At 37.3% G+C, this 20,575-nt stretch carries 23 protein-coding genes, 1 tRNA gene and 1 CRISPR repeat array; of the genes, 22 read left to right on the forward strand and 2 right to left on the reverse strand.

What is annotated here, in order from left to right:
- The first annotated feature begins 6 nt into the window (after positions 1-6).
- From O3620_RS07175 to O3620_RS07225, 11 genes are all read left to right on the forward strand, one after another.
- Positions 7-321, forward strand: coding sequence for a hypothetical protein (locus O3620_RS07175; RefSeq protein WP_002918918.1), 315 nt, complete (start codon positions 7-9; stop codon positions 319-321).
- Positions 322-328: 7 nt separating this feature from the next.
- Entirely contained in the window at positions 329-1,024 is a 696-nt protein-coding gene (locus tag O3620_RS07180) for a PoNe immunity protein domain-containing protein (RefSeq protein WP_002918919.1), read from the forward strand.
- 413 nt (positions 1,025-1,437) lie between these two features.
- Positions 1,438-1,941, forward strand: a complete 504-nt coding sequence (locus tag O3620_RS07185; RefSeq protein ID WP_002918921.1) for a hypothetical protein — start codon at positions 1,438-1,440, stop codon at positions 1,939-1,941.
- A 226-nt stretch (positions 1,942-2,167) separates the two neighbouring features.
- Positions 2,168-2,641 carry an Imm6 family immunity protein gene (locus O3620_RS07190; protein ID WP_371601582.1) on the forward strand — a complete coding sequence of 158 codons (474 nt, stop codon included), beginning with the start codon at positions 2,168-2,170 and terminating at the stop codon, positions 2,639-2,641.
- Between the two features lie 260 nt (positions 2,642-2,901).
- Positions 2,902-3,474 carry a hypothetical protein gene (locus O3620_RS07195; RefSeq protein WP_002918924.1) on the forward strand — a complete coding sequence of 191 codons (573 nt, stop codon included), beginning with the start codon at positions 2,902-2,904 and terminating at the stop codon, positions 3,472-3,474.
- 11 nt (positions 3,475-3,485) lie between these two features.
- Positions 3,486-3,866, forward strand: a complete 381-nt coding sequence (locus O3620_RS07200; RefSeq protein WP_002918925.1) for an immunity 22 family protein — start codon at positions 3,486-3,488, stop codon at positions 3,864-3,866.
- Between the two features lie 41 nt (positions 3,867-3,907).
- On the forward strand, positions 3,908-4,378 hold the full coding sequence (locus O3620_RS07205; protein WP_002918926.1) for a hypothetical protein: 471 nt from the start codon (positions 3,908-3,910) through the stop codon (positions 4,376-4,378).
- A 9-nt stretch (positions 4,379-4,387) separates the two neighbouring features.
- Entirely contained in the window at positions 4,388-4,774 is a 387-nt protein-coding gene (imm48, locus tag O3620_RS07210; RefSeq protein ID WP_002918928.1) for an Imm48 family immunity protein, read from the forward strand.
- Between the two features lie 238 nt (positions 4,775-5,012).
- Positions 5,013-5,882 (forward strand): hypothetical protein, encoded by an 870-nt coding sequence (locus tag O3620_RS07215; RefSeq protein WP_235787834.1) that lies wholly within the window; start codon positions 5,013-5,015, stop codon positions 5,880-5,882.
- A gap of 47 nt (positions 5,883-5,929) precedes the next feature.
- A complete protein-coding gene (locus O3620_RS07220; RefSeq protein ID WP_002918930.1) occupies positions 5,930-6,211 on the forward strand; it encodes an HNH endonuclease signature motif containing protein in 282 nt (93 codons plus the stop codon).
- A 14-nt stretch (positions 6,212-6,225) separates the two neighbouring features.
- Entirely contained in the window at positions 6,226-6,657 is a 432-nt protein-coding gene (locus O3620_RS07225; protein ID WP_002918931.1) for an SMI1/KNR4 family protein, read from the forward strand.
- 565 nt (positions 6,658-7,222) lie between these two features.
- Here the strand turns inward: O3620_RS07225 and O3620_RS07230 are convergent.
- Entirely contained in the window at positions 7,223-7,465 is a 243-nt protein-coding gene (locus O3620_RS07230; RefSeq protein ID WP_002895374.1) for a type B 50S ribosomal protein L31, read from the reverse strand.
- A gap of 107 nt (positions 7,466-7,572) precedes the next feature.
- Complete coding sequence (locus O3620_RS07235) at positions 7,573-8,508, reverse strand: bifunctional oligoribonuclease/PAP phosphatase NrnA (protein ID WP_371601583.1); 936 nt, start codon at positions 8,506-8,508, stop codon at positions 7,573-7,575.
- A gap of 105 nt (positions 8,509-8,613) precedes the next feature.
- Here O3620_RS07235 and O3620_RS07240 point away from each other — a divergent pair, with 105 nt between their 5' ends.
- From O3620_RS07240 to csn2, 11 genes are all read left to right on the forward strand, one after another.
- Positions 8,614-9,054, forward strand: a complete 441-nt coding sequence (locus O3620_RS07240; protein WP_002915076.1) for a flavodoxin — start codon at positions 8,614-8,616, stop codon at positions 9,052-9,054.
- Positions 9,055-9,178: 124 nt separating this feature from the next.
- A complete protein-coding gene (gene sufB / locus O3620_RS07245; RefSeq protein ID WP_371601584.1) occupies positions 9,179-10,561 on the forward strand; it encodes a Fe-S cluster assembly protein SufB in 1,383 nt (460 codons plus the stop codon).
- Positions 10,562-11,000: 439 nt separating this feature from the next.
- Positions 11,001-11,264, forward strand: coding sequence for a chorismate mutase (locus O3620_RS07250; protein ID WP_126435517.1), 264 nt, complete (start codon positions 11,001-11,003; stop codon positions 11,262-11,264).
- Entirely contained in the window at positions 11,264-11,638 is a 375-nt protein-coding gene (gene crcB, locus O3620_RS07255; protein WP_371601585.1) for a fluoride efflux transporter CrcB, read from the forward strand. The genes O3620_RS07250 and crcB (O3620_RS07255) overlap by 1 nt, the downstream gene beginning before the upstream one ends.
- The gene (gene crcB, locus O3620_RS07260; RefSeq protein WP_164549563.1) at positions 11,635-11,961 is read left to right on the forward strand and encodes a fluoride efflux transporter CrcB; all 327 of its coding nucleotides are present in this window, start codon (positions 11,635-11,637) and stop codon (positions 11,959-11,961) included. The genes crcB (O3620_RS07255) and crcB (O3620_RS07260) overlap by 4 nt, the downstream gene beginning before the upstream one ends.
- Before the next feature lie 118 nt (positions 11,962-12,079).
- Positions 12,080-12,427 carry a 50S ribosomal protein L19 gene (rplS, locus tag O3620_RS07265; protein ID WP_009660455.1) on the forward strand — a complete coding sequence of 116 codons (348 nt, stop codon included), beginning with the start codon at positions 12,080-12,082 and terminating at the stop codon, positions 12,425-12,427.
- A 40-nt stretch (positions 12,428-12,467) separates the two neighbouring features.
- Positions 12,468-12,539, forward strand: a tRNA-Arg gene (locus O3620_RS07270).
- A gap of 309 nt (positions 12,540-12,848) precedes the next feature.
- Positions 12,849-16,976 carry a type II CRISPR RNA-guided endonuclease Cas9 gene (gene cas9, locus O3620_RS07275; protein ID WP_371601586.1) on the forward strand — a complete coding sequence of 1,376 codons (4,128 nt, stop codon included), beginning with the start codon at positions 12,849-12,851 and terminating at the stop codon, positions 16,974-16,976.
- Positions 16,976-17,842: a type II CRISPR-associated endonuclease Cas1 gene (cas1, locus tag O3620_RS07280; protein ID WP_371601587.1), complete on the forward strand. Its 867-nt coding sequence runs from the start codon at positions 16,976-16,978 to the stop codon at positions 17,840-17,842. The genes cas9 and cas1 overlap by 1 nt, the downstream gene beginning before the upstream one ends.
- Positions 17,839-18,183 carry a CRISPR-associated endonuclease Cas2 gene (cas2, locus tag O3620_RS07285; RefSeq protein ID WP_371601588.1) on the forward strand — a complete coding sequence of 115 codons (345 nt, stop codon included), beginning with the start codon at positions 17,839-17,841 and terminating at the stop codon, positions 18,181-18,183. The genes cas1 and cas2 overlap by 4 nt, the downstream gene beginning before the upstream one ends.
- Positions 18,173-18,835 (forward strand): type II-A CRISPR-associated protein Csn2, encoded by a 663-nt coding sequence (csn2, locus tag O3620_RS07290; RefSeq protein WP_371601589.1) that lies wholly within the window; start codon positions 18,173-18,175, stop codon positions 18,833-18,835. Before cas2 ends, csn2 begins: the two co-directional genes overlap by 11 nt.
- Before the next feature lie 90 nt (positions 18,836-18,925).
- Positions 18,926-20,546: a CRISPR direct-repeat array (repeat unit 36 nt; unit sequence GTTTTAGAGCTGTGTTGTTTCGAATGGTTCCAAAAC).
- The last annotated feature ends 29 nt before the right edge of the window (positions 20,547-20,575 follow it).

A 20,575-nucleotide genomic window follows, 5' to 3' on the forward strand; every position in this document is an offset into this window, starting at 1 on the left:
AAAGACATGGTAACAGGCTTAGATGATGCTGGTCGTCAGGGGATTGATGGTGTTTACTACAATCCAAATGGTCACCCACCTTATATCATTTCGGAGGCTAAGTATAATAAAGCTAAGCTTGGAAATACACTTTCTGATGGTAAGCAGATGAGTGAACGATGGATTGATAGAAGATTGGAAAATGCTGTTGGAGAAGAGCGTATTGCGGCTATTCAGGATGCCATGGAATTTGGTGATGTTCAAAGCCATCTGTTTAATATTAAGCAAGATGGGCGTATTATTGTCAATCAATTAGATGAAATGGCTAAGAAAATGAAGTGAGGGAAGCATGTTTAGAGACAAATATAAAGATGAAAATTATTTTCAGAAAAAGTATGATTTTAATTTTAAAGCATTTGAAAGGAGAGAAGGGAAAGAACATAAAGAACGTGTTTTACCACAATACATCAATAAATATTATATATCTCAGTCTACTTATGCTGAAAAATTATTAAGAATTAATTATGCTCTTGGAAATTCATTAGATGAAGTATTCAAATGGTTCAAGATTAGTTTGAGATACTACCAACTTTCTTATGGAGCTTTTGAAAGTATCTATGACTTGATGGATTACTTCTCATTAGCTGTTCTATTTGAAGATCGTAAAGAAGAATTTATTGAAGATATAGAAAAGATTTTCAGTAAGTATCAGTCCTTTGTAGATGCAGGTGAACAGTATGAAGACGGCTACATTGATACCTTAGCTCTCTATTTATTAGAAGGTCAAGTAGAAAATTTCCGCTCTCATCTAGAGTATCTCAATATGATTGGGAATGATGCGGATAGTGTCATTGAAGCACAGAAGTTCTGGTACTATGCCCATTCAGAAGCCTCATGGTATGACACGCATAAGACAGATGATGCCTATTATGGCTATTGGAGTTTTGATACTGCTGCCCTTTGCAAGATGAGGGGTATCTACGATGAACGTTTCAAGGATTTGGATTTCTTCCCATATGACCTCTTGGTTCAGGATGATAGATAATACCTAATTTGACCACCTTTTGAGGTGGTTTTTACATTCTGCGTTTGTATGATATAATAAATTGAATTTGCTCTTGATTTTCAATCAATCATCTTCATGATAAAATCAAATTAGTTGGTCAATTTTCAGGCTACAAAAGTGGTTATGCGGCAGGTGAAATCGTTAGTGAAATTGTTTCATGGATTGGACCTGCTAAATTAGCTAAGATGGCTGGTGGGAGCAAGCTAGTCAGCAGTTTGGCTCAGGCGCCCAAGATTCAGAAGGGAATATCTTATTTTAAAAAAGCTCGCACAGCGCTGTCTAACAGTTATTTGGGTAAGTTGGCTCGGGAAAGCTAAGGGGCAACCAAGGACTTCTTTACTAGTCGTTTAGGGAATCTATGGGATGACTTTAGCCGCAAGAAGTTCGCTTTTGTGGGCTTGGATAAATTCCGTTATGGGGATGATATCGGTAAGCACACAGCTCGCCTGTACCAGAGTACGAGTGAAGGAGCAGAGTATCAACGAATACGTCGAGGTCTTTATAGCGAGGCAGCTGAGCAGAGTGGTCGTGAGGTCAGTCGAGAGTTCAGAAAGGAAGCGAGTGAACAATTAGCTAGGCATAGCGATGATGTACTGAAAGGATTTGATGATTCTGACTGGGGCAGTAATGAATTAGGCAAGTTGAGAGAGAAATGGAATGTCCCTGAAACAGACACGATTGCAGTTGGGAAAACAGATTTTCCAGGTCTTGAAGGAAAAGTATTTGAAGGTGGTTCACCTAAGGTTCGTAAGGAGACTGGTTTGCCAGACTCAGATGATGCGTTTCCGGATAGAGAAATTAAGTCTCCTCGTAAAAATGCTTTCTTTACACGTCATGCCGAGGAAGATGTTATTCAAGATTTTGTTAGAAGTGTAGAAGAACTGGGAACTTCCTGATGATGAAATTGAAGGAGTATTTAAACTGCATCAGTCAAATTCTTCAGGTGTTTGTGGTGCATGTAAGCAAGGGCTAACAAATCCAGATGTAAGTCCAGGAATTCTTAAACAATTTTCAGAAAAATTTCCTAATTTAACAATTGAAGTTACAACGGAATCTGCAGAAATTGGTAGCAAGTTAAACTTCATAATAAAAAATGGACAAATTTTATAATAAGGAGATAAGATGATTGATACTTATTTTATGCTAATTTATTCAGAGGCTATTCTTAATCAGATGAAAACGCAATACAAGCCTCAAATTCGAGCCGCCTTGGATGATTGCTGGAGTTTTTTGGAAAACAAAAATAAAACAGGAAAAGAACTCTATACTTTATTGGATGATGGGACAGATTTTAATGGAATTTTTATCTATATGCAATTAGATGAGGATGAAACTAACGTTCCATCATGGGATAATATTAGCTATGCAGTTGGCTCGACGGCTAAAGAAGCTTACTTATTTGATAATCAGAAGCAGCTGCCTTCCCCTTTGGAAAATATTGATTCAAATTTAATAGAATTATTTATTGAAAACTTAAAAGAAATTAATATAGATTTTTATAATCATGTTGAGGAAGTGAAAAATTTTGTGCAAAGTGACTCATCACCTTCAAAAGATAATGCTTTGAAAGAACTAGGAAAATTGGAACTGGTATAATACAAACAAAGTCTTAACTTTTGGTTTTACTTCCCTGCTATCCTTGGGAATCGTAAAAGATGTAGACCATATTAGGGTAAAAGTCTTGGAGTATATTTACCTCATGTATCAGCTTACAGGCGGAGTAATGGATGATTGATAGAAAAAACCACCCTTGAGGTGGTCTTTTATGATTTAACAAACGTTGGTACATATGATTTGTGGTATACTAGGATTGTAGAGCCAGCAAACATTAGTGACGACTTTACTAAGAGTATACAATGCGTCTGATGATGTCGCTCGCGGCAGAACAAGTCGGTAAGAAAGCCAGTAAAGAATTCCGCCAAGAAGCCAGCGAGCAGTTAGTTAAACATAATGATGATGTAGCTAAAGCTCTGGAAGAGTCAATAGTAATTGATAACCTATCTCCTAAGGATATTCCAACTGTTAAATCTGGTAATTTTGAAGAATTTTTCAACAGATTAACACCTGAACAATTAGAGCAAATTTGGGATAATAAACATTTAAGACGCAAAATTGAAAGACAGTTAAGAGCGCCTGGTGGAATGCATGAATGGCGTCTTGTTTCTCGTGCACCTCAATTTAAGAGATGGGGGATTAATACTGAACAGATACGTGATCTTAGAACGGCAATATCAGATGTAAAATTTGTGAATCCGACCGGAGTTCATGGTGGTCTAGGTTCAACGCTTGCTCATAATGAGTTGCTAGGGATAATTGATAGTTCTTTGGATTATGAAACTTTTGTCAGAAGGTTAAATAATTGGGCAAATTATAGACTAGATAGTGGAATAGCTTCATTGCCAGAGGGACTAAGGTTTCTTGGAAAATAGAAAGGATAATCATGGAAACAGAAAATACAGTGTCAATTTGGATTGGCAACTTTGATACTAATTTAGAATTAGATGAGTTTATAACTTTGAAATACGATGATGAAGGAGAGGTGATTCCTTCAATGTTTTACCATCAATATAACATTGATATTGATGATATTGATGATTATCTAATTGAAAAAGAAGTTTTTGAAACCAGCTTTACAAATTTGTTTGACATGCTAAAGGGCGCATCCTATGACAACATTATTGTAAAAAATTTAAAGCAAAAAGGCATAAAGGCCAATATTGCACCCAATAATACATTGATTTTGATATATAATTATCAGTTTGATAGCAATGTTCCACGAACAAATAACACAGAATTTGTAGCGACTGTACGGTACAAATAATTAGAATATTGAAATGAATCTTCCTAAAATAGAGGTTATTTATGAAAATATATAATGACGTTATTAAAAGTTTGATTTCGCTCCCCTTTTTAAAGGAAAACAGAGAAACTACTATTCTCATAAAACAGATAAATAGACTTAAAGAAGCGGAGAAGAATATTAATAGTTTGAAGTGGGAGAATTTTGTATTAGAGAAAGATGGTGATTTTAGTGTCTATCTTTTTAAAAACCAGAGTGACATTTATAAACACTGGAATTCACTTGCAAATAGTGCAAAAGAGGAAATAATTCCTGAAATTGAAGCACGATTAGATAACCTGATCGGGGAAGGTAAACTGGTAGCATCCATGAAAGATCAGATTATATTTGATATCATCGGCTTGGCTATCTACTTGACCATCAAAAAAGAGGTTCCCCAAGCTGAGTCAACATTTTATGATGATTTGTATGCTTTATATCAAGCAGGTTACATCCCTTGCGGTTATGCCAAGGGGTACTATAAGGTTTTATAAGGAGAAAACATGAAAGAAAACATTGTAAATGAAGCTATCGAAATGGTCGACAAATTTTTAAGTTTAGTCACGATTGATTTGGAAGATGACCTTGATAGACAGTTAGTTGCAGCTTATATCTTTGGAATGTTGAATGGGAAAGCTCATGAAGAATCAATACCACCAACCGATATCCAAGCGCTGATGATTCGTATCGGTATTGATAAACTCAGTTATCCAACGGAAACTGCTTATCAGATGACGCAATTTATGATTGATGCGACAGATAGAGAATTTCACCCTACTGTAAATGCTATTATTCATAGAGGTATAGAAGGCTACTTCCTATATGAGGACAATCAATATGGTGTTCTTTCAGATGATTTTCAAGATATTGTTCAATTAGTGAAAAGCTAGTTATCATATTGGAGTAAGTTCGGTTTTATCATCGGACTTATTTCTTTAGTATTCATATCATAATTGATTGTGCCAATATTAGATTCATAGCTCTGTACTTCTAAGTGTGGGAAAAATTATTTATGGTATACTAAATAAAGATAAGGACACTATATTTTGCTTTGGTAAGATATGCCATTCCACTGAAGGTGTGATATTAGGCTATAATTCTCTCATGGGAAATGAGACTCCACAGTGGATGAAGGATGATTTACAAGGTGGGATAGAGACTTTTGGAGACGTTGTTCTAAATACGCTTGGAAATGTGTTTGGATTGGTCACAATGATTCCAGAAGTGAATAATCTAATTAATGACCTAGACGACAGTACTCGAGATGGTAGCACTATGGGAGCGATTCTCCATGATGTGCGTCATGCAAAAGATTTGATGCAGCAACCGATTCGTGATAAAATCAGGAAAGCAAGTAGTCTTTCTGGCTACAAAAGTGCTTATGCGACAGGTGAAATCGTTAGTGAAATTGTTTCATGGATTGGACCTGCTAAATTAGCTAAGATGGCTGGTGGTAGCAAGCTGGTCAGCCGCTTGGCTCAGATGCCCAAGATTCAGAAGGGGATATCTTATTTTAAAAAAGCTCGCACTATGCTGGCTAACAGTCATCTGGGTATGTTGGCTCGAGAAAGTTATGGGGCGACCAAGAACTTCTTTACTAGTCGATTTGGCAATCTATGGGATGACTTTAGCCGCACGAAGTTCGCCTTTGCGGGCTTGGATGATTTCCATTATGCGGATGACATCGGTAAGCACACAACTCGCCTGTACCAGAGTACGAGTGAAGGAGCAGAGTATCAACGCTTGCGTCGGGCCCTTTATAGCGAGGCAGCTGAGCAGAGTAGTCGGAAAATCAGCCAAGAATTCCGTCAAGAAGCCAGTGAACAACTGGCTAAGCATAGTGATGATGTAGCTAAAGGCGTGAAAGATGCTACCAGACAAGATCTTACAGATCAATTTGTAGAGAGTTCTTTTAATGGTAATTTAATTAAAGAATATGTGAAAGATGTTAAACTAAATACAATAGGAACATCCCTAATAATCAGATTGAGGAATTAAAGAATGCATTACGTCTGAGAGAGTGCGAAAAACTCTCACCAGTTGAGGTGGCTAAACATCGTGCAGAATTTAATAGGCTCAAAAATTCTCTAATTGACGAATGGGAATTGAAAACTGGTCAGACTTGGCCTACATATTTAGAAGATGTCATCGGCAAAAACGGAAATGTTGTGAGAAAAGCAGGTTCTAAGTATGACGCTCATCATATTATTGAAAATTCTTATGGTGGTAATAATGAATGGTGGAATATTCACCCTGCTAGATTTCCAAATGAACATCAAGCTGGTATACATAGAGCTGAATCACCAGCTAGAGAATTATTTAATTAAAGAGGGTATATTAAATGTTTGAAGAAATTAAATTAAATCCTTTAAATAAGTTTTATCTGCTCAATATAGATGCAATTAAAAAGAGTGAATCAAAGTTAGGTCTTGATATACCTCAGTTGCTTAAAGAATTTTATATAGAAGTTGGATATGGCTTTATTAAAAGTAAGGTGGATAATGTAAACCGTGTCATGGATCCAGAATCAGTTTTAGACTTTAGATTGAGACAAAATGACTTTGAGTTTTATCCAGACATTGAAATATTTGATGACTTCGAAGAAGACAAATTAGTATTTTTTGAAGCCAATGAAACTGTCATGATTTCAATAGGATTTGGTTCTAATAACTATGGGAAAATATACTATTATGATATGGAAATTTCTAAGAATCTTAAAGAATTTTTTGATAAGTTGTTAGAGGATGATACATTTTATTATAATTTATTTTAGTTATAGATAATGTTAGTGTTTTTGCCAAGAAATTAGATTGCGATGTGTATGAAGTGCTAGAGACTGATAAAAGTAAGTCTGACCAAGATATAGCGAATGATTTTTTTAAATTTCCAATGATAATATTATCGAAATTTATTATGTATGATAGAATAAAAATTTTCCCTATTACGATGATGTATATCTCTTTGATGAGTCAGATTAAAAAGATAGCACTATTTCATTTAGGCTAATTTTACAGATTTTTTAGCAATGTTCCATCAATAATATTATAAAGTAATTAAAAAGGTCAGTTTTGCTTATTTTTCTACATAGAGAGTTATCATAATCTTTAGCTACTGTGATGAAAATTCAAATAGCCGATTCTTTCAGTCAGAGCAGGGTACTATTGAGAAATGCTCGTTCAAGTCGTAAATTATAAAATTCTCATAGCCGTGAGAGTGATGACATAAATCAATATATTTTATAAATGTTGTACAAAAAATTATGTATTTTCATATAGATGATTCTAGTACTTTATTGTTAAGTGTTCAAATACAAAAAAAGCACCGATTGGTGCTTATGATTATTTGAGACCGTATTTTTTGTTGAAACGATCCACACGTCCATCTGCTTGAGTGAACTTTTGACGTCCAGTGTAGAATGGGTGTGAGTCTGATGAAATTTCTACACGGATCAATGGGTAAGTTTCCCCTTCAAATTCAACTGTTTCGTTTGAACGCTTAGTTGAACCACTAAGGAACTGGTAGCCGGTAGAAGTGTCCATGAAGACAACTGGGCGGTATTCTGGATGAATATCTTTTCTCATTTTACAAAAATTTCCTTTCTGCCATGGTCTCTTTGCGAGCCATAGATTAGTTACTTTGATAGTTTATCAAATTCTGATTGATTTGACAAGACTTTTAGACTAATTTCTTACTTTTTTGCCAATTCTTTCATCTCGGTGTAGATTTGCTCGATTTCTTCTTTAGAAAATGCATTGGCTCCGCTGGCTAAGGGGTGTCCTCCGCCGTGATGATTTTTAGCAATACCGTTGATAGGAATAATCTTGCTGCGCATGCGGACACGGTAGTGACCTTCAGGCTGCTCAACAAAGATAGCCCACAGACCGACTTCTTCAATTCGTCCAGGTGCCCCGACAATGGCCGCAGTATCAGCATCGGTCAATTGATAGGCTTGTAAAACTTCCTGAGGCAGAATGACCCGCGCAGTACCATTTTCATCTATTTCCAATTGCTCATATACATAGCCCTGCAGTTTAGCTACTTGACGGCTGATAGAGTCCATTTTGCGAGACAAGGATGATAAGTCGAAATCGTACTGGCGCAGCTTGGCAGCTACTTCGAATGTGCGGGCGCTAGTAGAAGGATAAAGGAAGCGGCCAGTGTCGCCGATGATTCCAGCATAGAGGAGTTCTGCAGCTTCCTTGCTCAAGTCTAAGTTATTTTCAAAGGCAAAGAGAGCAATCATTTCACTGGCACTGCTGGAACTTGTATCTACCAGAGAAATATCTCCGTAAACCTCATCATCAGGATGATGATCGATTTTGATGAGGAAGTCGCCATTCGTGTAGCGCTGGTCGTCAATCCGGGCTGTATTAGCAGTGTCACAGACGATGACTAAGGCCTCTTGGTATTCTTCGTCTGCGACTTGGTCCATTTGCGCCAACCACATGAGATTGGGTTCATCGTAGCCTGTCGCTTTGATTGTCTTTTCTGGGAAATGGTACTGAAGCAGCATTTGCAGTCCGACCTGACTGCCAAGAGCATCAGGATCTGGCCGCATATGGCGATGGATAATAATAGTATCGTATTCTTTGATCTTACTTAAAATATCATGATAAAGAGTCATAAATAACCTCGTCAACTTTCTTTACCCATTGTAGCATAAGAGTTTTTATTTTTAAAATAAAAAAGATATGATATAATGAGAGCAGATTAGAATTTGGAGGAAACTATGACCTTAGCGAAAATTGTATTTGCCAGCATGACTGGAAACACCGAGGAAATTGCTGATATTGTGGCGGATAAGCTAAGAGACCTGGATGTAGAAGTTGAAGTGGACGAGTGCACCACTGTCGATGCAGAAGATTTCTTGGAAGCAGATATTGCGATTGTAGCGACCTATACCTATGGTGATGGTGAGCTGCCTGATGAGATGATGGACTTCTACGAAGACTTGTCTGGTTTGGATTTGTCTGGCAAGGTCTACGGAGTGGTCGGTTCGGGCGATACTTTCTATGATGAATTCTGCAAGGCTGTTGATGACTTTGATGCTGCCTTTGCTGCTACAGGAGCGGTGAAGGGTGCAGAAAGCGTTAAAGTAGACCTATCTGCAGAAGATGATGATATTGCGCGCTTGGAAGCTTTTGCAGAAGGCTTGGTTAATAAAGTTTAAAGTGATAAATAGAGGAAACGGCTACGGCCGTTTTTATTTTGCGAAAGTGTTATTTTCTGACAATTCTCATGATTAGGAGTATAATGTAAGTAAGCGCTATCCATCAGATAAAGGAGGAGTCCCTATGAAAGAACGCGACTATGCCTTTGGCTTTCATGACGATGTCAAGCCGCTCTTTTCGACTGGTAAAGGCCTGACAGAAGAAGTGGTTCGAGAAATTTCAGAAATCAAGAATGAGCCCCAGTGGATGCTGGACTATCGTCTGCGCTCCTTGGAACTCTTTCATAAACTGCCGATGCCCGATTTTGGCCCGGATTTGTCAGGGATTCGCTTTGATGATGTTATCTACTATCAGAAGCTAAGCGGAGATCGGGCTCGCAGTTGGGATGAAGTCCCAGAAGAGATTAAGAAAACCTTTGACCGCTTGGGAATTCCAGAAGCTGAGAAGCGCTTTCTATCTGGAGCTGTGGCTCAGTATGAATCTGAAGTGGTTTACCACAATATGAAGGAAGAGTTTGCCAAGCTGGGGATTATCTTCACTGACACGGATACGGCTGTTCAGGAATATCCGGACTTGGTCAAGCAGTATTTTGGTACTGTGATTTCAAATGCTGAGCATAAATTCTCTACGCTTAATAGTGCAGTTTGGTCCGGCGGAACCTTTATCTATGTGCCTAAGAATGTCCAGTGTCAAGTTCCTGTTCAGACCTATTTTCGAATCAATGGTGAAAATGCTGGCCAGTTTGAGCGCTCCTTGATGATTATTGAGGAGGGCGGCTCTATCCAGTATATCGAGGGGTGTACAGCACCGACTTATACAAGCAATAGCCTTCATGCGGCGAATGTCGAAATCATTGTCAAAAAGGATGCCTTTTTCCGCTATACGACCATTCAAAACTGGTCGGACAATGTCTATAACCTCGTAACGGAGCGGGGGATTGTTGAAGAAGGCGGAACCTTGGAGTGGATTGATGGTAACTTAGGCAGCAAAGTCAATATGAAATATCCGTGTAGCATTCTTAATGGCCGCAATGCAAGGACTTCTGTTTTATCCATGTCCTTTGCCAACTATGGTCAGCACTTAGATGCGGGCTGCAAGGTCTTTCATAATGCACCCAAGACTTCCAGTACCTTAATTTCTAAATCAGTGGCCAAGGATGGTGGCAAGACAGACTATCGTGGTCAGGTTCGCTTTGGCAAGAATAGCGCTGGCTCCAAATCTCATATCGAGTGCGATACCATTCTGATGGATGGTGAGTCCAGTTCCGACACCATTCCTTTTAATGAAATCCATAATTCAAATGTCGCGCTAGAGCATGAAGCCAAGGTTTCAAAAGTGTCTGAGGATCAGCTCTACTACCTAATGAGCCGAGGAATAAGCGAAGAAGAAGCCACAGCTATGATTATCAACGGATTTATGGAACCCATTACTAAGGAACTTCCAATGGAATACGCCGTCGAACTCAACAAACTCATCAACATGAGTATGGAAGGCTCAGTTGGTTAAAAAGGTTCGGGGAACCTTTTTAATCTGTAGATAGGGACTCGCTTTTGTGAGTTCCCTTTAATAAGGTCCAGTGGACCTTTTTAATCTGTAGATAGGGGCTCGCCTTTGCAAGTCCCCCTTAATCTAAGGTTTGGGAGACTGTTTCAGATTGAAGAAAAAGTCCATTTTGGACAATTTTCTTCAATCTTTTTCTTTTACTAGAGAAAATAAAAAAAACTCTTAAAAATAGCATTAGATCAGCATTCCTAAGAGTTTTCACTATTTGACAACTAACCTCGATAAGGACATTTTTTTAATTACCGATAGAGTTTGTCTACGTTCTGAAACTCGCATAAGCGAGTTTTCTTTTAATCACGTTACTTGGACCTTTTTATTTAGAATTGAACTAGAAAATTTTACTATTTTTTGTTATGATAGATAGAATACAAGGAGGAAGTAGATGACGTTAGAAGAAATCAGACAGGAAATTGATCAAGTTGATGATGCAATCGTTGCCCTGCTGGAGCAACGAATGAATCTGGTTGGCCAAGTCGTAGCTTTAAAAAAATTAACAGGCGCAGCTGTCTTGGATAGCAAGAGAGAAGATGTGATTTTTGCCAGAGTGGCGGATAAGGTTGAAAACAAAGACTATAAGGAAACTGTTGTCGCGACCTTTTCTGACATTTTAAAACGTTCGCGTGAATTTCAGAATAAAAATATCTAATGAAAGAAGTACAGAATTCGATAGCTGTGGCTTTATCTGCTATGGCAGGCGGTTGGCTACGTTACCAAGTAGCGCTCATATCAGTTTTTGATGATTCATTTCCGCTAGGTACCTTACTGGTCAATTATTTGGGAACTTTTTTGCTGGTCTATATCATCAAGGGCTATCTTAGCAGTAAAGTTAAGTCCCAGCGTCTGCTTTTAGCGCTTTCGACTGGTTTTTGCGGAGGTTTGACGACCTTTTCTGGTCTTCTGCTAGACAGTATCAAACTAACAGATTCAGGGAGCTATATGGAGCTTCTTATCTATCTAGTCTTAAGTGTAGGTGGTGGCCTTGCAATCGCCCTATGGGCTGGAAATCAGGTGAAGTCATGATGTGGGCGGTTTTAATCTGCTGCGGCGCTGGTGCTCTCGTGCGTTATGTTTTCTCCAAGGTCAATAGTATATACTCTCTGCCAGTTGGGACTTTATTGGCAAACTTGCTAGGTGCTTTTCTAATCGGTTACTTTTATAATCATATAGAAGACAAGCAGCTTTATGTGATTTTGGCAACAGGCTTCTGTGGCGGTTTGACGACCTTTTCGACCTTGAATGCTGAGCTGGCAGAGCTCTTTTCGGAGCGAAAGAAATTCCTTCTCTATTTGGCTTTGACCTATATCCTCGGTTTTTTAGCGATTCTTTTGGGAATTTTCATTTAAACATCTTTACATTTTTAGAAATTTTGATATAATATAGTTTGTGCCTAATGGAAGCACAAAAAACGGCTAATCCGCTGCGGTCATGAACCTTAAGATTAGTAAGATAGGAGTAGAAAAAATGAATCCATTAATCCAAAGCTTGACTGAAGGTCAACTTCGTACTGACATCCCTGCATTCCGTCCTGGTGACACTGTCCGAGTTCACGCAAAAGTTGTCGAAGGAACTCGCGAACGTATCCAGATCTTTGAAGGTGTGGTTATCGCTCGTAAAGGTGCTGGTATCTCAGAAACTTACACCGTTCGTAAGATCTCTAATGGTATCGGTGTTGAACGTACTTTCCCAATCCACACTCCACGTGTTGACAAGATTGAAGTCGTTCGTTACGGTAAAGTCCGTCGTGCTAAATTGTACTACCTTCGTGCATTGCAAGGTAAGGCAGCGCGTATCAAAGAAATTCGCCGTTAATCTTAGAAAGACTCTGTCGTTGGGCAGAGTTTTTCTCTAAGTCCCCTTAGTTCAATGGATATAACAACCCCCTCCTAAGGAGTAGTTGCTGGTTCGATTCCGGCAGGGGACATGGATTTGAAAAACTACGTTAAGAAACGTAGTTTTTTTCTATTTTTAAATAAAAAATCTTTAAAATAAATTGTTTTTAGGAAATAGGAGTACAATACGGTTAGTATAGTAAATAAAAAAGCACCGAATCGGTGCGCACTTTTTCAAGTTGAATACGGACTGAGCTTATAAAAACCACTGCCTTATTTTAACTTGCTGTGTTGTTTCGAATAGTTCCAACAAAGTAATTATATAATATTTTTCTTTAAATGTAAACGTTTTTGTGTTAAAATATTGACATAAAAAAACAAATTTATAAAAGGGGATTTTTATGAAGAAACCATATTCAATAGGACTTGATATAGGAACAAATAGCGTTGGATGGGCTGTAGTAACTGATGATTATAAAGTTCCTGCTAAGAAAATGAGAGTTTTTGGGGATACAGATAGAAGTCATATTAAGAAAAATTTATTAGGCGCCTTATTATTTGACGATGGAAATACTGCAGAGAGTAGACGTCTAAAACGAACAGCTCGTCGGCGCTATACTCGCCGACGCAACCGTATTCTTTATCTTCAAGAAATTTTTACAGAATCAATGAATGAAATAGATGAAAGCTTCTTCCATCGACTAGATGACTCCTTTTTAGTTCCTGAGGATAAGAGAGGAAGTAAATACCCTATTTTTGCTACCTTAGCAGAAGAAAAAGAATATCACAAGAAATTTCCAACTATCTATCATTTGAGAAAGCAACTTGCAGATTCGAAAGAAAAAGCTGACTTGCGCTTAATTTACCTAGCATTAGCTCATATGATTAAATATCGCGGACATTTTTTATATGAGGAATCCTTCGATATTAAAAACAATGATATCCAAAAAATCTTTAATGAATTTATAAGCATTTACGACAACACATTTGAAGGAAGTACACTTAGTGGACAAAACGCACAAGTCGAAGCAATTTTTACTGATAAAATTAGTAAATCTGCAAAGAGAGAACACGTTTTAAAACTCTTTCCTGATGAAAAATCCACTGGTTTATTTTCAGAATTTCTCAAGTTGATTGTAGGGAATCAAGCTGATTTTAAGAAACATTTTAATTTAGAAGAAAAATCTCCACTACAATTCTCTAAAGATACCTATGATGAGGATTTGGAAAACTTACTCGGACAAATTGGGGATGGTTTTGCAGACCTTTTCCTAGTTGCTAAAAAACTCTATGACGCCATTCTTCTATCAGGAATCTTAACTGTTACAGATCCTTCAACCAAGGCTCCACTATCAGCCTCTATGATTGAGCGCTATGAAAACCACCAAGAAGACTTAGCAGCTTTAAAACAATTCATCAAAAACAATCTTCCAGAAAAATATGATGAAGTTTTTTCTGACCAATCTAAAGATGGGTATGCTGGGTATATCGATGGCAAGACCACTCAAGAAGCATTTTACAAATATATCAAAAATCTTCTCTCTAAATTCGAAGGAGCAGATTATTTCCTTGATAAAATTGAACGTGAAGATTTTTTGAGAAAACAGCGCACCTTTGATAATGGTTCTATTCCTCATCAAATTCATCTTCAAGAAATGAATGTCATTCTCCGTCGACAAGGAGAACATTATCCATTTCTGAAGGAAAACAAAGAAAAGATAGAGAAAATCTTAACCTTCCGTATTCCTTACTACGTTGGCCCGTTGGCTCGTGACAATCGTGATTTTTCTTGGCTTACTCGAAACTCGGACGAGCAAATCAGACCTTGGAATTTTGAAGAAGTTGTTGATAAGGCAAGATCTGCCGAAGACTTCATTCACAGAATGACCAACTATGACTTGTATTTACCAGAGGAAAAAGTTCTACCTAAGCACAGCCTATTATACGAAATATTTGCTGTCTATAATGAATTAACAAAAGTAAAATTTATTGCAGAAGGATTGAGAGATTATCAATTTCTTGATAGTGGGCAGAAGAAGCAAATTGTCAATCAATTATTCAAAGAGAAAAGAAAAGTAACTGAAAATGATCTCATTCATTATCTACACAATGTTGATGGTTACGATGGAATCGAACTAAAAGGAATTGAAAAACAATTTAACGCTAGTCTATCTACTTATCATGATTTACTCAAAATTATCAGAGATAAAGAATTTATGGATGACCCTAAAAATGAAGCGATTCTTGAAAATATAGTTCATACTCTCACAATATTTGAAGATCGTAAGATGATTAAGCAACGCCTTGCTCAATATGACTCCATCTTTGATGAAAAAGTGATTAAAGCACTGACTCGTCGACATTATACTGGTTGGGGAAAACTCTCTGCCAAGCTGATTAACGGTATCTGTGATAAAAAAACTGGCAAAACGATTCTTGATTATCTGATTGATGATGGTTATAACAATCGTAACTTTATGCAGTTGATCAATGATGACGGACTATCCTTCAAAGAAATTATCCAAAAAGCACAAGTAGTTGGTAAAACAGATGATGTGAAGCAAGTTGTCCAAGAACTTCCAGGCAGTCCTGCTATCAAAAAAGGAATTTTACAAAGTATCAAGATTGTTGATGAACTTGTCAAGGTTATGGGCTATGCTCCTGAGTTGATTGTGATTGAAATGGCACGAGAAAATCAGACAACCACCAGAGGGAAAAAGAATTCCCAACAAAGATATAAACGTATTGAAGATGCATTAAAAAATTTAGCACCTAGGCTTGATTCAAATATATTAAAAGAAAATCCTACAGATAATGTTCAACTAAAAAATGACCGTCTCTTCCTTTACTATCTCCAAAATGGGAAGGATATGTATACTGGGAAACCTCTTGATATCAACCAACTGAGCAGCTATGACATTGACCACATCATTCCACAGGCCTTTATAAAGGATGATTCAATCGATAACCGTGTCTTGACTAGTTCAAAGGATAATCGTGGTAAATCCGATAATGTTCCAAGTTTAGAGGTTGTTCAAAAAAGAAAAGCTTTTTGGCAACAATTATTGGATTCCAAATTGATTTCAGAACGTAAATTTAATAATTTAACCAAAGCTGAACGAGGTGGACTAGATGAGCGTGATAAAGTTGGCTTTATCAGACGCCAACTAGTTGAAACGCGGCAAATCACAAAACATGTTGCACAGATTTTGGATGCTCGTTTCAATACAGAAGTTAATGATAAGAACCGGAAAATTCGTACCGTCAAAATCATCACTCTGAAATCCAATCTGGTTTCCAACTTCCGTAAAGAATTTAGGTTATACAAGGTGCGGGAAATCAATGACTACCACCATGCGCATGATGCCTACTTAAATGCGGTGGTGGCTAAGGCCATCCTTAAGAAATATCCTAAACTTGAGCCTGAATTCGTATATGGTGACTATCAAAAGTATGACCTTAAGAAATACATCTCAAGATCCAAATCCCCAAAAGAAATTGAGAAAGCAACTGAAAAGTATTTCTTTTACTCAAACTTGTTGAACTTCTTTAAAGAAGAGGTGCATTACGCAGACGGAACAATCGTAAAAAGAGAGAATATCGAATACTCCAAGGACACTGGAGAAATCGCTTGGAATAAGGAAAAAGATTTTGCAACAATCAAAAAAGTACTTTCCTACCCACAGGTGAATGTTGTGAAGAAAACAGAAGAACAAACCGTTGGACAAAACGGCGGTCTGTTTGATAATAATATTGTGTCCAAGAAAAAAGTAGTTGACGCAAGCAAACTAATCCCTATCAAATCCGGTCTATCACCTGAAAACTATGGTGGCTATGCAAGACCTACAATCGCTTATTCAGTCCTTGTTTTAGCAGATATTGAAAAAGGAAAGGCTGAAAAATTAAAGAGGATCAAAGAGATAGTTGGAATAACCATTCAAGATAAAAAGAAATTTGAATCAAACCCAATTGCCTACCTTGAAGAATGTGGTTATAAAAATATTAATTCTGATCTTATTATAAAACTACCTAAGTATAGTCTCTTTGAGTTCAATGATGGACAACGAAGATTATTAGCAAGCTCTATTGAGTTGCAAAAAGGTAATGAATTGATTTTACCTTATCATCTCACTGCTTTGCTTTACCATGCACAGCGAATTAATAAAATTAGTGAACCAATTCATAAACAGTATGTTGAAACACATCAAAATGAATTTGAAGAATTACTAACAACAATCATTTCTTTATCTAAAAAATACATCCAAAAACCAAATGTTGAATCGTTATTACAACAAGCATTTGACCAAGCTGATAAAGATATTTATCAATTAAGCGAATCCTTTATCTCACTTTTGAAATTCACCTCATTTGGAGCTCCTGGAGCTTTTAAATTTCTTGGTGTTGAAATTAGTCAGTCAAGTGTAAGATATAAGCCCAATTCACAATTTTTAGATACTACCCTTATCAACCAATCAATCACTGGTCTCTACGAAACCCGGATTGACTTGAGCAAACTAGGAGAAGACTAATGGGCTGGAGAACCGTTATTGTTAATACGCACTCTAAGCTCTCCTATAAGAACAATCACTTGATTTTTAAAGATGCCTCTCGGACAGAGTTGATTCACCTGTCCGAGGTGGATATCTTACTTTTGGAGACGACGGATATCGTTCTCTCCACTATGCTAATTAAACGCTTGGTGGATGAAAATATTCTGCTCATCTTTTGTGATGATAAACGCTTGCCGACAGCATGCTTAATGCCCTACTACGGTCGGCATGATTCCAGTTTGCAACTCTCTCGGCAAATTGCTTGGTGCGAAGAGGGCAAAGCACAAGTTTGGACCGCCATTATTGCACAAAAAATTCTCAATCAAGCTTTTTATCTGGGAAGTTGTGGTTTTCTAGAAAAATCTCAGTCTGTCATCGATCTCTATCATGGGTTGGATTTATTTGATCCAAGCAATCGTGAAGGACACGCAGCTCGGATTTATTTCAACACCTTGTTTGGAAATGATTTTAGTCGAGAACAGGATAGTGATGTCAATGCAGCCTTGGACTACGGCTATACCTTGATTTTAAGCATGTTTGCGCGTGAGATTGTTTTGTCTGGTTGTATGACTCAGTTTGGCTTGAAACATGCCAATCAGTTCAATCAATTCAATCTAGCTAGCGATATCATGGAACCTTTTCGTCCGATTATTGATAAAATCGTCTATGAAAATCGAAGTAGTTCCTTTGTCAAAATCAAGCGAGAACTTTTCACTATTTTCTCGGATACCTTTCACTATAATGGCAAGGATATGTATCTGACCAATATCGTCAGTGACTATACTAAGAAAGTCATTCAAGCACTCAATCAACCAGAGAAAGGAGTTCCTGAGTTTAGGATATGAGTTATCGATATATGAGGATGATTTTAATGTTTGATATGCCGGTTGATACTGCAGAGGAACGCAAGGCCTATCGAAAATTTCGGAAGTTCCTCATAGATGAGGGATTTATCATGCACCAATTCTCCATCTATAGCAAGCTCTTGCTCAACAACTCTGCCAACAGTGCTATGATTGAACGCCTTAAGACGCACAATCCTAAAAAGGGAAACATTACTCTTTTAACTGTCACGGAAAAGCAATTTTCTCGCATGATTTACTTAAATGGTGAGCGAAATACCAGCGTAGCAAACTTGGATACACGCTTGGTCTTTCTAGGAGAGGAGCCTGGAGATGAAGATTAATTTCCCGCTGTTGGATGAACCATTAGCTATTGAAAATACAACCTTTTTGGTGCTTGAAGATCAGTTTATCTTTTCAAATACCGTCAAGCAATTTTACCAATATTCTAATGAAGGAGAGCTGAAATTATTTGACACTCATTTAAAAGCTTTAAAAGAATCAGAGCTGCTTCTGATTACAGATATTTTGGGTTACAATCTCAACTCTCCACAAACGCTCAAACTGATACATACAGATCTGGAAAATCAACTTAATGATAAACCTGAAGTAAAGTCAAAAATCGAACAGTTGTTAGCTGAGATTACAGAACTGCTGGGATTTGAGTGTTTGGAAAACGAATTGGATCTAGAATATGATGAAATCACTATCCAAGAACTGATTGATGACCTTGGTGTCAAAGTCGAGACCATGAGCGACACACCTTTTGAAAAAATTTCAGAAATAATTCAAGTCTTTAAATATCTCTCAAAAAAGAAACTACTAGTCTTCATTAATGTGGTAGCTTATCTATCAAAAGAAGAGTTGGATAGATTAATCGAGTATATCCAACTAACTCAACAAGATATTTTATTTGTCGAACCTAGAAAAGTCTACGATTTTCCGCAATATGTATTGGATCAAGACTATTTCTTAAACCCTGAAAATATGGTATAATAAGAGTAATAAATGGAATCAAACGAACTGAAGTCTAGCTGAGATAAATAGCGCGATTACGAAATTTCGTAAGAAAAATTTTTCTGCGAGGTTTTAGAGCTGTGTTGTTTCGAATGGTTCCAAAACCAATAAACCAAACAATCATCATAGCAATAAGTTTTAGAGCTGTGTTGTTTCGAATGGTTCCAAAACAAAGTTTAGTAATTTGGTCATTTGTTGACAGTTTTAGAGCTGTGTTGTTTCGAATGGTTCCAAAACTTAACTATCATATCTTTCGTGTACTGTTTGGTTTTAGAGCTGTGTTGTTTCGAATGGTTCCAAAACGTTAATATTACGACGTGCAACACGGTTAGTGTTTTAGAGCTGTGTTGTTTCGAATGGTTCCAAAACGTCATTAGTTGAAAGTGTGAAATCTTCTTTGTTTTAGAGCTGTGTTGTTTCGAATGGTTCCAAAACCGATAAGAGTCTGCGCTATCCTCATCCGTTGTTTTAGAGCTGTGTTGTTTCGAATGGTTCCAAAACAAAACGGATCAAGTAACGACAGGCATTTGCGTTTTAGAGCTGTGTTGTTTCGAATGGTTCCAAAACTGCTCAAAGAGCCGAAAATCATGTCGTATAGTTTTAGAGCTGTGTTGTTTCGAATGGTTCCAAAACACAACTAGACGGGCAATACAAGGATTTAGAGTTTTAGAGCTGTGTTGTTTCGAATGGTTCCAAAACTTCCTAAATTCATTTTATGATATAATTCATGTTTTAGAGCTGTGTTGTTTCGAATGGTTCCAAAACCCATTTTTAAAAATTATAACAATATTTTTTTGTTTTAGAGCTGTGTTGTTTCGAATGGTTCCAAAACACCAAGAGATGAAAGACCAAGCATAGAATTGTTTTAGAGCTGTGTTGTTTCGAATGGTTCCAAAACTTGATGTTACATCAAAAGTAAAGATTGTACGTTTTAGAGCTGTGTTGTTTCGAATGGTTCCAAAACAGACTCAGTTAAGCTAAATGACATCACTGAGTTTTAGAGCTGTGTTGTTTCGAATGGTTCCAAAACTCGATGACTGAATCATCCAGACCTTTGAGTGTTTTAGAGCTGTGTTGTTTCGAATGGTTCCAAAACTTCTCAATGGCGCATCGCCGTTGATGCGTAGTTTTAGAGCTGTGTTGTTTCGAATGGTTCCAAAACATTAAACTTGATACAAAGTCAACTCTACCTGTTTTAGAGCTGTGTTGTTTCGAATGGTTCCAAAACTGACGGCTACGTCGTAACAGCATCAACAGTGTTTTAGAGCTGTGTTGTTTCGAATGGTTCCAAAACTGATAAATTTATTTATACTGGTAAAGAGCGGTTTTAGAGCTGTGTTGTTTCGAATGGTTCCAAAACACATCAGATTTCATTTTAGCTCCATAAACAGTTTTAGAGCTGTGTTGTTTCGAATGGTTCCAAAACTTTATTGCATTTGTGGTTAGACGCTTATGAGTTTTAGAGCTGTGTTGTTTCGAATGGTTCCAAAACCGCCGACTTTCTCAACGTATCCAACATTATGTTTTAGAGCTGTGTTGTTTCGAATGGTTCCAAAACGATTTAAAACATAAATTTTAGAACCAGAATGTTTTAGAGCTGTGTTGTTTCGAATGGTTCCAAAACGTTTTAAATCCAAGAGATAGAAGACCTGCAGTTTTAGAGCTGTGTTGTTTCGAATGGTTCCAAAACATGGCGTCTGTTGTCACTGCTATTGCTTC

Source organism: Streptococcus sp. 27098_8_134 (assembly GCF_041431675.1).
In the GTDB taxonomy this organism is placed as follows: Bacteria; Bacillota; Bacilli; order Lactobacillales; family Streptococcaceae; genus Streptococcus; species Streptococcus sanguinis_R.